The following is a 12,267-nucleotide window of genomic DNA, read 5'->3' as shown; positions in this document are numbered from 1 at the left end:
CGTCGGTTAAATAGCTTGCTATTCGCCCTCCTCGCGCCTTGCCATGCGTGCGCCTCGACTCCTGAAAATGCAAATTTATTTCTTCGCAAACCCTTAGCTTGTTAGTTGTGAAATCCCTGTTTTCTCTGTTTGCTTAATTCCAATTCCTGAATGCCTCAATCTCTTTAACTTTAGTTGTTTCCCTATTCGTTCTCCCTATCCAGAATCTCCATTATCTTGTGAGATAGCCGTTTCATGTTGAAAGGTTTTTGTATGAAACCATTACAACCTTGTTCCAATATGTGGGTCACTTGGCTGGTAACGCTGTATCCACTCGCAAGCAGAACCTTGACATCAGGATCGAGCTCCTTCATTCGTTCATAGGTCTTGCCGCCGTCCATGTCCGGCATAATCATATCCAAAATCACCAGGTCAATCTCACCTTTGTTCTTCTCGTAGAGGTCCACCGCTTCCCTCCCACCTCTGGCCAGCAATACCTTGTAGCCCATCTGTTTCAGCATCTCCTCGCCAACTTCAAGGATTATGCTCTCGTCATCTACCATGAGAATCGTCCCCGTCCCGGTCAGTATCTCGGCTGATCTATCTGTCTCTTCTGTGACTTCCTTCTCGGAGACCGGCAAATAGATATTAAACGTCGTGCCGTGGCCCTGCTCACTGTAAACGTTTATGACGCCTCCATGGTTTTGGACTATTCGATAAGCAAAGGCAAGACCCAGACCAGCGCCCATTCTCTTGGTTGTAAAAAATGGCTCGAATATCATCGCCTGCGTTGCTTGATCCATGCCGATTCCCGTATCAGTAATAGAGATCCTTACATAATGACCGCGTCTCACACCGAAAAACTCGGCATAGTCATCGTCAAATTCAACGTTTTCGGTTTCAATATCAAGTTCCCCGCCCTCGGCCATGGCCTGCCAGGCATTGTAATACATGTTCAACAGCACTTGTTCTATCTGGCCCTCGTCCACTTCAGCCCTCCAGACATCCTGCTGAAACCTCGCACGCATCTTTATCGCTTCTCTGGTTGACCCAAACACTCCAGAACTCCTCTTCACCAGTTCATTGAGATCAGTTGGTTTGACCTCGTAATCGCCTCCGCTGGTAAAACCCAGGAGTTGTTTGGTGAGTTCATGGCCCCTTCTTATGTATCCTTCGACCTTCTCCATTTTCTCGTACACTGCATTGCTGTGATCAGCGTCAGCCATAATTAAAGAGGCATTGCCCTGAATACCCATCAATAAATTATTGAATTCATGGGCTATGGCGCCTGCAAGTGCGCCCACTGCTTCCATCTTCTGATCATGCTGAGCTTGTCTTACGAGACGTTTCTCTTCGGTGACATCCCTCAGTGTCAGGCTGTAACCTCTCAGTTTGCCTTCCTGATTAAGGATGAGCGAGGTAGAGCACATGCATGACCCGCCCATATTGGACTCGTTTATTTCTTTGGTGTGCGGCTTCAACGTCTTTTTGGTAAGAACCAAGGGGCAGTCCTCGATTGGGTGCTCTCGTCCGTGTATTACCTCATGACACTTCCTGCCCACAAGCTTTTCCTTCTTTGTATTCAAGGCTTCAGCCGCAGCCCTGTTCACACGTGAAATGCGGCCACCATCGTTTAGGACCATGACGATGTCGCTTACCGCATCGAACATGTTTTCCCAATCCTCTTTGGCTCGATCCAGCGCCTCCAGGGCCTGACCTTGATCAGCGAGTTCCTGTTCCAACTCCTCAACCCGTTGTTCCAGTTCTTCGTAATTCAACATGTAGGCCATTGCAATGTCCCTCAGTCAAACTTGACGGCTTCGTAAAAAGTCCATCTCTGGTAAATGCAATCAGTTGCCCCTTTTCTTCGTTGCTATTAATGTGCCAACAATCAAAATGCCGGTCTGTTTCACCAACATACAAAAGGTCGAATAGCGTAATCGGGATATACATCAGATCAAAGGAGGGAAGAAAGCCGTGGAGTCTCAGGATGGGCCGGCATTTTGACGGCGTGGTTTCCCGTCAATGTTTTGACACATCACGGCATACTATTTGAGGGCCGGAGAAATGCAGAGGGCTCAAAGCTGAAGCCTCAGAGGGAAAAACAAAGAACCAAAGAGTAAAAATTCGACACTTGACGCTGGATACCAGATGGCAGAGACTGGATATTTGTTGTCCTTAAAGCCCGCAAGAAATATGGCCGACGTACAGCTTTCGACTTGCAGCTTTGAGCCTTGAGCTTCCAGATCTAATCAGCTTCCACCTTTAATCATTATCTCCGTCAAGCAAGCCCCCCAGGCCACCCAGGATAGAGCCCTCGCCCTTTCTGCCGCCGCGCCGCGGAGCTGCCTGGAGCATACGTCCTGCCAGACGCGAAAAGGGCAGTGACTGCAACCATACCCTCCCGGGCCCGTGGAGCGTCGCAAAGAAAAGGCCCTCCCCGCCAAAAAGCGCGGTCTTGATGTTGCCGGCCTGCTCTATCTCAAACTGCACATTCTTCTCCAGGGCTACCAGGCAGCCGGTGTCAACGTGCAGGATTTCGCCCGGTTTCAGTTCGCGCTTTACCACAGTGCCGCCCGCATGCAGGAAAACCAGACCATCGCCCTCCAGTTTCTGCATGATAAAGCCCTCGCCCCCGAAGAGACCCGTCAGGATCTTGCGCTGCAGATGAATGCCGATGGAGACTCCCTTGGCAGCGCAAAGGAAGCTGTCCTTCTGACAGATCAGACAGCCGTCCACGTTCGTCAGGGTGACCGGGATGATATTGCCCGGATAGGGCGCGCCAAAGGCAACATGGGCCTTGCCATGGCCATTGTGGGTAAAGACCGTCATGAACAGGCTCTCGCCCGTGAGCAAGCGTTTGCCCGCACCCAACAACTTGTCCATGAACCCTCCGCCGCCGCCTGATCTCGAGGCGTCCCCGAACACGGTCTCCATCACCACTGAGCTGTCCTTGTACATCATTGCGCCCGCCTCGGCCACCGCGCTTTCGCCTGGATCAAGCTCCACCTCGACAAACTGCATCTCAGCGCCCATGATCTTGTAGTCGATCTCGTGCGAGGTGCGGGTGTTGGGCAGTGGTGGGGCAACGCCCCGTGTAGCGGCTTGGCTCAGTTCCGCCACCTGAGATATAGGCAACCACTCCGCAAGCCCTTCCCGCCAGGCAAAGCCATCAGGGTTGGCCCGGGTCCTGGCCACTGCTTGCGATTGATCCATGGGACCTTCCTGCTTGCCGTCATAACTTAAATGCCATTGTGCCATAGATCTTTCCTCCTCAGGCGTAGTCCATTAGTTGTAAAATAGGTATTGATATTTCTATTTTTTCAAAAATTCAATATGAAAAGTCGCAAACAAAAAAATCCCCCTAAATCCCCTTTGATAAAGGGGGACCTCAAGGGACCCACCTAATACACCCTTTCCACCTCCTCGGCCGTGAAGAAAACTTGACGGCTCGCTTAACCTAATCTGTGCCAAAGTTCCTTGGAGAAGTTGGGTGGCAATTCATAGATTGGGTTTGAATCATTAACGGTTCGGACCGCATCGGTTGGTTCTTGCCTCGATTTGTTTGAACACTCCGAACAATTCCAGCATCGCCACCGATGCTTAACCGCATGGTCCAAACAGCCCCCATAGTGAAAGCAGTAGAAGTTTCTGTATCCTTGCTTCTTCACGGGATGCGGACTTGGTTCCATAATAGCGCCTCCGATGCAAATATTGTCCTTTACATCGTCACTCTTATGGAAAAACTGAAGGAATTGGGAAAAGGCACTTCAGGCATTTTAAACGTTAGGCACTTTTTTTGTCCCGGTTTATCCGGATTGTGAGGTTCCACCGACTACAATCCCGGGGATGCGGAGGGTAGGCTGGGCATCACCTACTGGCACGCCCTGACCATCCTTGCCACAGGTGCCGATACCAAATCCGAGGTCATTTCCGACACGATCAATTGACTGGAGCACCTGCGGACCATTTCCGGCGAGCGTTGCGCCACGAATAGGATCGCCTATTTGGCCGTTTCGGATCAGATATCCTTCAGAGACCTCAAAAACGAAATCGCCATTCACGGTATTTACCTGTCCCCCGCCCATCTTTTTCACCAGCACCCCATCAGGGGTATTTCGCAGTATCGTATCGGGATCATCTTTGCCGGGGGAAATATAGGTGTTGGACATGCGCACAATAGGATGGTGCTTGTAAGATTGACGTCTTCCGTTTCCCGTGGAGACGCCGTTGAATCTCATGGCATAAAGCCTGTCGCAAAGATAACCCTTCAATATCCCTTTTTCTATCAAGACTGTCTCTTGCGCTAAAACGCCCTCGTCATCATAGCCATAGGAGCCGCGCTTCTGGATGAGCTTTGCGTCATCCACCACAGTAATCAGGGGGGAGGCCACTGTCTCGCCGATACGGTTGCTGTAAACAGAAAGTCCCTCAAGGGCCAGATCTGCCTCTAAGCCGTGACCCACGGCCTCATGGATCATGGTCCCGCCAGCTTCGCTCGAAAGAATGACAGGCATGAGCCCCCTTGGCGCTTCCCTGGCCTCCAGTGCCCGCACTGCCCGACGGGCCGCGATTTCAGCCACCTGAACCTGGTCTACTTCATCGAATAGTTCAAACCCCATCAGCCCGCCTACTGGCTCATATCCCGTCTGCACAAGCTCTTTTTCGGCCGCCACTACCTGCACCATGAACAACGTATAGGTGCGGTCCTCCTCCACCAGGAACCCTTCTGAATTGGCCATGGCCAGTTGTTGACGCTTGTCGCTGTAAACGACCTTGACCTGGCGAACCCTGGAGTCCATTTCGCGGGCGGCCCTATTGGCCTCGCGAACGATAGCAATTTTCTTGGCCGTATCAATGTTTCCCGGAGATAGATGCACCAAAAGGTTCACGGGGGGCCGCAAGGGATAGTCCTGTGCTGCGGTTGCGCGGGGGCTTGCCTTTACGGCGCCAGCCAGATCTGCTGAAAGGGCGAGGATATCCTTCTCGGAACAGCGGTTGCTGTAGGCATAGGAGGTCTTGAAATCGCTGATGGCTCGAAGCCCTACACCGGCATCTGTGCCGGTAATGACCTTTTCAATCCTGTTATCATCACAAATAATGGAATTGGTCTGGCTCGACTCATAATAGAGATCAGCAAACGAGCCACCATTTTTCAGAATCGTTCGGAATATTTTTTCCAGGGGATAGTCAGTAGTCATATGTCCTTGCTCAGGTTCAGAGTTCACCCTGTTAAATTTGGCGCAAGGTTGCGCCTGACGGCTTGAAAAGATTACACTTTGTGTCCCGAAAGGAAGTCTATTTAACGGGGTGAACCGTTCAGCCTCCGGCCCGTAGGGCCTACGCCCCGGAGGGGGTTACCTTTTTTCGTTGACCTTGCGATCTGACTCGCGGGCCAACTGCCATCCCTCAATCTCTTCGAATCCTTCTATTCTCATACCTTCTCTATTCAGAACTCACGAATCAACGGTTCAGATTTGTGAGGTGAACCTTCAATCTCCGAACCCCGAACCTTTGAACCCTGAACCCGTAAACGGTCACAAAGGAACAAAGCCGTAAGCTTCATAGATACCCTGAGCACGAACCGAATTGATGAAATTGAGGAATTTTTCAGCGTTCTCAGGGTGGACGGCATTCTTTAAACGGCAAATATAATAGTTGATGTCGTCCCTTTGATCCAGATGTTCTCCTGGTTCGACCACGTCCACGGCAAGGCCTTGCCGCCGTGCATGCATGATCTCGGTAGCCCATACAGGACCCACGTCAACTGTTCTCTTTGCTATCCTCATCGGGGTCTCCCTGTGGTGCACGATTGTCAGAATCGTTGTCCCCTCTGCCCGCTTCTCTTCCATGATACGGTTCACAAGGTCTTCGCCACCAGCCTGGCGATACATCTCGATAATGTAATGAGCAATGTCTTCATACTCCGGATTGGGCTGGGAAATACGCACCTCCTCTCGCCCAAGATCAGAAACCGATGCTATCCGCGCAGGATTTCCTTCCGGCGTCATGAAGGCAATTCGATTATGAAGATACAGAAAATAATCTTCCCTTGAAATGAATGCCATCTCTTCAAGTCGCTCCATGGCCTTTTCGGTCACAGAGGCATAGACATCGGGAACTACGTCTATGACGCTTTCCCGAAAGATGGCTCCGCCCGCCAAAATCTGTTTCAGCTCCAGGCCCGGTGGAAGTGTTTCATAAAAGATTTTCTTAATATCCGGGTGTTCTTCCTGAAAGGCAAGGAGGAGTTCTTTCATGACCATGAATTGATTGCCTGCCACAAAAAGAACCAGGTCAGCCGAGTCAGCAAACTCGAGGTTGTGCAAGTCATCTCCTCGATCTGACGGAATCACTGGAAAAGCGACCTTTCCCTCTGCGCCCACCATCTTGTCTCCTTATGTCCAAAGCCCCATCTAGTAGCGCAAGTAAAAATGCCTAAAATGAGCTAAAGTGCCTTGTTAACGAGCTTTATGGATTAGATGAATTTCCGGCAATTCATGAATGCCTTAGTTCTTAATTCCTAGATTACTGATAACTTCATCTGCGCCTCCAGTTCACTTCAAGGCATTTCTCTTCACCTCGCATGTCTTTGTAGTAATTACTTCCCTCCATGGACTTGGCGTGTTTTTTGACCTCTGCCGCGATTGCACTCACCTGACCAATATGCTTAATAGGCCTGTGCTCATTTGTAACAACCGCTATGGAAATTGACACAAAGGGAAAACGCTCCTTTTCGCCTTTACGATTTGTGGAGTCAATACAACCGCGTGTCCTGTCGCCTTCATCGTAAAAATTCTCCACAATCAGATCAAAATTTCCGATGATCTCCTGACAAACATCGTCCAGTCTGTCGGGCGGAACAATGAAAACAAAGTCATCTCCTCCCACATGACCTACAAAGGCATCTGGCGAGTCGAGTTTCCGGACGGAGTTTGTAAGAAGATGGGCAGTCATCTTGAGAATCTCATCCCCTCTTAGAAACCCGTACCTATCATTGTAGGACTTGAAATGGTCAAGGTCCACATATGCAACCACAAAAGGGGACCCACTATCAATACGTCCTTGGATCTGAGTCATGATCGAGTAGTTGCCCGGAAGGTTGGTCAGTGGATTGGCATCGCGCATTCTGGCTGTTCGTGCAAAGACCATAGAAACCCTTGACCGTATCTCGCCGGCAATGAGTGGCTTTTGAAGATAGTCATCAACCGGCAGGTCTTCCCAGTCGATCTCAAAGTCCTCTCCGGAGTCTTGGAGGACCAAAACGATGGGCAGGTGTCCAAAAACTGTGTCGGCCTTAATCCGTTTGCACAGGTCTTTCCATCCTTCTTCATGCAATGACTGATTGATAATTACCAGATTCGGGGGGGCACTGTAGATCATGTCAAGGGCCTGGAGTGAAGATTCTGCGGTATGAATAAGGAAAGGCTCCCCCTGCCCTTCCAACAGGCTCCTTATCTCATCCTCATCAGAGGAATCGCGGGCAATTATCAGTATCTTTTTGGATCCATGCGTCATGTGACAATGCCGTCGTCAGAAAGGAAGTCCCCGGCATCTTCAAATTGCTCACTCATCTCTCTGATGATCTCTTCCAGCACGGAATCGGAGATGTCCAACAAAGCCCAGGCCTTGGGGTCTATTTGAGGAACTAGATTGTCACCTGCAAAGCCAAATCCGTTCGCCCTGACAAGGATATCGGCAACGTGTACAATGGCAGTCGGCACCTGCACGAACTCCGACATACCTGGTTTGTGGTGACAGGCAATTGGGTCCGTGAGCTTGTTCGGAAGGTTCCATTCTTCACAAAGCCACCGTCCCACAGTGCTGTGATTCAGTCCAAGGATTTGCTCCTCTGCCTCATACGTAGAGATCTTTCTTTTTTCAATCGCCTCATCTATGCGACACGTTTCTTCGGGAAGTTCGGTTTTTATGATCACCTTTCCTATGTCATGCAACAGGGCAGCGATCGATACCTCCTCGGGATGGGGGTGGTTTGTTTTTCTGGCAATGACCCCGGCAGTCGTGGCACACCCGAGAGAGTGCTTCCACAACCCCTGCATCCCCTTGCCAAGCATCATGTCAAAGACAGACGCGCTGAGAATAAGCCCCTGTACCACATCGAACCCGAGGATGATCAGCGCGTGTGTTACACTTGAGATACGGCCGGGAAAACCGTGCAACGCAGAGTTCACGACCCTGAGAATCTTGGCCGACAGGGCCTGGTCAGACGATATAATGGTCGCAATATCCTCTGCCGCAGTATCAGGATCCTCCACCAAACGGTTGATCGCTTCAAAAACATCCGGAAGTGTCGGAACATTCTTGAGCGCCTTAACGCGTGTTCTCAAGCTCTCTTTGTCGACACTCATTCCCCTTCCGCCCCTTCTTTCAACACTTGCAATAACATGTTCTTTATCTTACCCATGAGCGGATTTCGTTCAACTTTCCTGAAACGCACGTGAAGTTCATCTATCTGTTGGCTGAGGCTCTTCTCCTGTCTGCCGGTATCTATGGGATGCCCCAGCACTGTTATTCGCTTTACCTCCATACGTAACAGGCGGGCAATGGTCTCTTCTGTTAGCTCCGTCCCTGCGCCACACAAGGTCATTCCTCTGTCGTTGCTCACCGCCTTCGCCAGCTTCATTCCAGCTTTTGCAAACTTAAGGGGTATCTTCTGCATATTCTTGTTAACCTGAAAAAGCGAAACCAGAAAAAATGCCTGAATTTGAATAACACACAAAGCTGAATTTTGTCAAAAAATCTATTTTCTTATTGCCCTTGCCCGGACCACTCGATCAAAACCGTTGTAGTCTTTTATCACTGTCACATCACTATAAGCCCCCGACGCTGACATGAGCTTTTCGACTGCATCCCGCTGATCATGGCCAATCTCAAAAACGAGCCACCCCCCAGGACTCAAGTATGCTCCCGCCTTCTTAATGATGAGCCGCATTGCATCCAGCCCGTCAGCCCCCCCGTCAAGGGCCTGAATGGGCTCATATTGCAAAACCTCCGGAGGAAGTGTTCCCAGGTCATCACGGGAAATATAAGGAGGATTTGACACGATGAGATCGAAATAGCCCTCTTTATCACACACGGCATCAAACCAGTTCCCATGCAAAAACGTAATTGCGTTATCCAGTTCATGTCTTCTGGCATTATCCCGAGCAAGGGTCACCGCTTCTTGCGAGCAGTCAACTCCGTAGAACTGATGACCCGGTCGTTCCCTAGCTAATGCAAGGATAATGCCCCCTGACCCAGTGCCAAGATCCAATATTGTAAAGCGCTTTGATGATAGTTGCCGTGGTATGATCGAAAGGGCAGCCTCCACCAATATTTCGGTCTCGGGACGAGGGATTAACACATCACGTGTCACCTTCAAATCGAGTGACCAGAATCCCTTCTCGCCCACAATGTAGGCAACGGGCTCCCGCTGCAGTCGTCTCTGGATCAGTCCCTTAAAAACTGCTAGTTCTCTGGCTTCCAAGGGGCGATCGTAATGCACGTAAAGATCCACCCTTTCCATGTCAAGGGTGTGAGCCAGAAGAATCTCGGCAGTGGCGCGCGGTTGATCAATATGGTGGGATTTGAAGTGACCTGTGGCCCATTTAAGAAGTTTCAGGGTGGTCCAGGCCTCAGGCGGCATTCCTCGACTCTGTTTCGACGTTCTGAATGGCAAGGGCTTGATGATGGGTTACAAGGCTATCTATGATTTCTCCAATGTCTCCTTCAAGGACACTCTCCAGTTTGTATAGGGTAAGCCCGATGCGGTGATCGCTTATCCGACCCTGAGGAAAATTGTACGTCCTGATACGCTCGCTTCGATCCCCCGTCCCAACCTGACTCTTGCGATCCGCAGATATCTTTTCGTTCTGCTCGGAAAGCATCTTTTCGTAAAGACGGGCCCGCAGGACCTTCATGGCCTTAGCCCTGTTCTTATGCTGCGATTTTTCGTCCTGACAACTCACTACTACCCCTGTGGGAAGGTGCGTTATGCGCACGGCTGAATCTGTTGTGTTTACACTCTGTCCCCCCGGACCGGTGGAGCGGAAGACATCCACTCTGATTTCGTCCGGCTCTATTTTCACATCCACCTCTTCAGCCTCGGGGAGAACAGCCACAGTGACGGCAGAGGTATGGATCCTTCCCTGGGATTCGGTCACAGGCACACGCTGGACCCTGTGAGTGCCGCTTTCGTATTTGAGACTACTGTAAGCCCCTTTGCCCTTGATTAGGACAATGATCTCTTTGAGCCCCCCTACGCCGGTAGCATGGCTGCTCAAGATCTCCACCTTCCAGCCAATGCTTTCTGCATACTTGCTGTACATCTTGAAAAGGTCTGCGGCAAAAAGCCCGGCCTCTTCACCGCCAGTGCCGGCCCGGATTTCCAAAACGACATTCTTTTCGTCGTTTGGATCCTTTGGTATCAGGAGCCACCTCAAGTCGCCTTCAAGCTCTTTGAGGCGCTCTGTGGAAATCTGGATATCTTCTCTTGCCAGTTCCTTGATCTCCTCATCACCCTCCTTGAGCAGATCCTTGGATTCTTCAATATCCTCGGCCACCTGTTTGTATTTGCGAAAGACGGAAACGATCTTACTCAACTCCGCATGTTCCATACTATAGTGCTTATAGGCCTGTTGGTCTTTTATGACTTCGGGATCACTGAGAAGCCCTTCGAGCTTGTCAAAGCGTTCCTCAACCCCTGCTAGCTTATCAAGCATTTTTCTTGTTCGCCTCAAAATTGGCGTACTTCTTTCGGAACCGTTCAATGCGACCGGCAGTGTCAACCAATTTCTGTTTTCCGGTAAAAAAGGGGTGGCACTTCGAGCAAATTTCAACCCGGATGTCCTTCTTTGTAGATCCTGCCTCCACCACATTGCCGCACGCACAATGAATTGCAGTCTGATAATAATCAGGATGTAAGTCCTTCTTCATGTAATTCTTCCTCCTCGTCGTGATTCGTTATTCAGTAGCAGTCATTCTCGATCAACACCAAACTCAGACGGTGGTTCTCGAACAGGAAACTAACTGTTCATCAAGTCCAAAAAATCTTTATTATTATCAGTTCCCTTCATCTTTTCAAGCAAAAACTCCATGCTGTCCACAGGATTCAAGGATGATAGCAGCTTTCGCAAGATCCAGGCCCGGTTCAGGACCTCGGGTTCGAGAAGCAGCTCCTCCTTTCTGGTCCCTGACCGGTTGATGTCAATGGCAGGAAATATCCGTTTATCAGAGAGCTTTCGGTCCAACTGCAACTCCAGGTTGCCAGTCCCCTTAAATTCTTCAAAGATCACCTCATCCATTCGGCTTCCCGTGTCAATAAGAGCTGTGGCAACGATGGTAAGGCTCCCTCCCTCTTCTATGTTGCGAGCAGCGCCAAAAAAGCGTTTCGGCCGATGCAGCGCATTGGAGTCCACTCCACCAGACAGAATTTTGCCACTTGGCGGAACCACGGTGTTGTACGCTCGGGCAAGGCGGGTGATACTGTCCAACAGGATGACCACATCACGTTTGCTCTCCACCAGTCGCTTGGCCTTCTCAAGGACCATCTCAGCCACTTGCACGTGCCTATGCGGCGGTTCATCAAAAGTAGAACTAATCACCTCCGCTTTCACCGAACGCGCCATGTCAGTGACCTCTTCCGGGCGTTCGTCGATAAGCAGAACGATCAGAACAACATCCTTATGGTTTGCGTTGATGCTATTTGCAATGTTTTGCAATAACATGGTCTTGCCGGTCCTCGGGGCTGACACGATCAGGCCCCTCTGACCAAACCCTATGGGTGTTAGGAGATCCATTATCCGCATGCAATAGTTGTCGGGTTCTCTTTCAAGCATGATTCTCCGATCAGGATACAAGGGGGTTAGATTGTCAAAGAGTATCTTATCCCTTGATTTCTCAGGATCTTCAAAGTTAACCGCTTCCACCTTAAGAAGGGCAAAATACCGCTCATTATCCTTGGGCGGCCGAATCTGTCCCGAAACTGTGTCACCTGTGCTCAGGTTAAAACGTCGGATCTGGGACGGTGAAATATAGATATCATCAGGTCCGGGCAGGTAACTATAGTCCGTCGCCCTGAGAAAGCCAAATCCGTCTGGCAGAATCTCGAGAACGCCCTCCCCATAGATCAAGCCGTTTTTTTCGGTTTGTGCTTGCAGAAGCGCAAAAATTACCTCCTGTTTTCGCATGCTTGAGGCGCCCTCGACATTGAATTTTCTGGCCATTGAAGTCAGTTTGCTGACTTTCAAGGCCTTTAACTCCACTAAGTTCATAGATTTCTTTCCTTTA

The 12,267-nt window shown here is 50.2% G+C and carries 11 protein-coding genes; all 11 read right to left on the bottom strand.

Annotated features, from left to right (window positions below; translation table 11 throughout):
* Window positions 1–182 precede the first annotated feature (182 nt).
* The 11 genes from JW883_05860 to rho all read right to left on the bottom strand — a co-directional run bounded on the left by JW883_05860 (window position 183) and on the right by rho (window position 12,251).
* Complete coding sequence (locus tag JW883_05860) at window positions 183–1,769, bottom strand: response regulator (GenBank protein MBN1841792.1); 1,587 nt, start codon at window positions 1,767–1,769, stop codon at window positions 183–185.
* Window positions 1,770–2,244: 475 nt separating this feature from the next.
* A complete protein-coding gene (locus JW883_05855) occupies window positions 2,245–3,240 on the bottom strand; it encodes a TIGR00266 family protein (protein MBN1841791.1) in 996 nt (331 codons plus the stop codon).
* Window positions 3,241–3,788: 548 nt separating this feature from the next.
* Window positions 3,789–5,180 carry a TldD/PmbA family protein gene (locus JW883_05850; protein ID MBN1841790.1) on the bottom strand — a complete coding sequence of 464 codons (1,392 nt, stop codon included), beginning with the start codon at window positions 5,178–5,180 and terminating at the stop codon, window positions 3,789–3,791.
* Between the two features lie 336 nt (window positions 5,181–5,516).
* Window positions 5,517–6,368, bottom strand: a complete 852-nt coding sequence (locus JW883_05845) for a substrate-binding domain-containing protein (GenBank protein ID MBN1841789.1) — start codon at window positions 6,366–6,368, stop codon at window positions 5,517–5,519.
* 151 nt (window positions 6,369–6,519) lie between these two features.
* Entirely contained in the window at window positions 6,520–7,497 is a 978-nt protein-coding gene (locus JW883_05840; protein ID MBN1841788.1) for a diguanylate cyclase, read from the bottom strand.
* Window positions 7,494–8,348: an HDOD domain-containing protein gene (locus JW883_05835; protein ID MBN1841787.1), complete on the bottom strand. Its 855-nt coding sequence runs from the start codon at window positions 8,346–8,348 to the stop codon at window positions 7,494–7,496. Before JW883_05835 ends, JW883_05840 begins: the two co-directional genes overlap by 4 nt.
* Window positions 8,345–8,659: a hypothetical protein gene (locus JW883_05830; GenBank protein MBN1841786.1), complete on the bottom strand. Its 315-nt coding sequence runs from the start codon at window positions 8,657–8,659 to the stop codon at window positions 8,345–8,347. Before JW883_05830 ends, JW883_05835 begins: the two co-directional genes overlap by 4 nt.
* Window positions 8,660–8,740: 81 nt before the next feature.
* Window positions 8,741–9,625, bottom strand: a complete 885-nt coding sequence (prmC, locus tag JW883_05825; GenBank protein ID MBN1841785.1) for a peptide chain release factor N(5)-glutamine methyltransferase — start codon at window positions 9,623–9,625, stop codon at window positions 8,741–8,743.
* Window positions 9,615–10,700, bottom strand: a complete 1,086-nt coding sequence (gene prfA, locus JW883_05820; GenBank protein ID MBN1841784.1) for a peptide chain release factor 1 — start codon at window positions 10,698–10,700, stop codon at window positions 9,615–9,617. Before prfA ends, prmC begins: the two co-directional genes overlap by 11 nt.
* Entirely contained in the window at window positions 10,693–10,914 is a 222-nt protein-coding gene (gene rpmE / locus JW883_05815; protein MBN1841783.1) for a 50S ribosomal protein L31, read from the bottom strand. Before rpmE ends, prfA begins: the two co-directional genes overlap by 8 nt.
* A gap of 89 nt (window positions 10,915–11,003) precedes the next feature.
* Window positions 11,004–12,251: a transcription termination factor Rho gene (gene rho, locus JW883_05810; GenBank protein ID MBN1841782.1), complete on the bottom strand. Its 1,248-nt coding sequence runs from the start codon at window positions 12,249–12,251 to the stop codon at window positions 11,004–11,006.
* Window positions 12,252–12,267: the final 16 nt, after the last annotated feature.

It is taken from the genome of Deltaproteobacteria bacterium, assembly GCA_016930875.1.
Lineage (GTDB): Bacteria > Desulfobacterota > Desulfobacteria > Desulfobacterales.
Note: the sequence above shows the minus strand (reverse complement) of the source record. Positions and strands in the feature narration are given on the sequence as shown.

Coding starts and splice junctions, on each gene's coding strand:
- JW883_05860 (MBN1841792.1), bottom strand. CDS start 1,769: ATGGCCTACATGTTGAATTACGAAGAACTGGAACAACGGGTTGAGGAG.
- JW883_05855 (MBN1841791.1), bottom strand. CDS start 3,240: ATGGCACAATGGCATTTAAGTTATGACGGCAAGCAGGAAGGTCCCATG.
- JW883_05850 (MBN1841790.1), bottom strand. CDS start 5,180: ATGACTACTGACTATCCCCTGGAAAAAATATTCCGAACGATTCTGAAA.
- JW883_05845 (MBN1841789.1), bottom strand. CDS start 6,368: ATGGTGGGCGCAGAGGGAAAGGTCGCTTTTCCAGTGATTCCGTCAGAT.
- JW883_05840 (MBN1841788.1), bottom strand. CDS start 7,497: ATGACGCATGGATCCAAAAAGATACTGATAATTGCCCGCGATTCCTCT.
- JW883_05835 (MBN1841787.1), bottom strand. CDS start 8,348: ATGAGTGTCGACAAAGAGAGCTTGAGAACACGCGTTAAGGCGCTCAAG.
- JW883_05830 (MBN1841786.1), bottom strand. CDS start 8,659: ATGCAGAAGATACCCCTTAAGTTTGCAAAAGCTGGAATGAAGCTGGCG.
- prmC (MBN1841785.1), bottom strand. CDS start 9,625: ATGCCGCCTGAGGCCTGGACCACCCTGAAACTTCTTAAATGGGCCACA.
- prfA (MBN1841784.1), bottom strand. CDS start 10,700: ATGCTTGATAAGCTAGCAGGGGTTGAGGAACGCTTTGACAAGCTCGAA.
- rpmE (MBN1841783.1), bottom strand. CDS start 10,914: ATGAAGAAGGACTTACATCCTGATTATTATCAGACTGCAATTCATTGT.
- rho (MBN1841782.1), bottom strand. CDS start 12,251: ATGAACTTAGTGGAGTTAAAGGCCTTGAAAGTCAGCAAACTGACTTCA.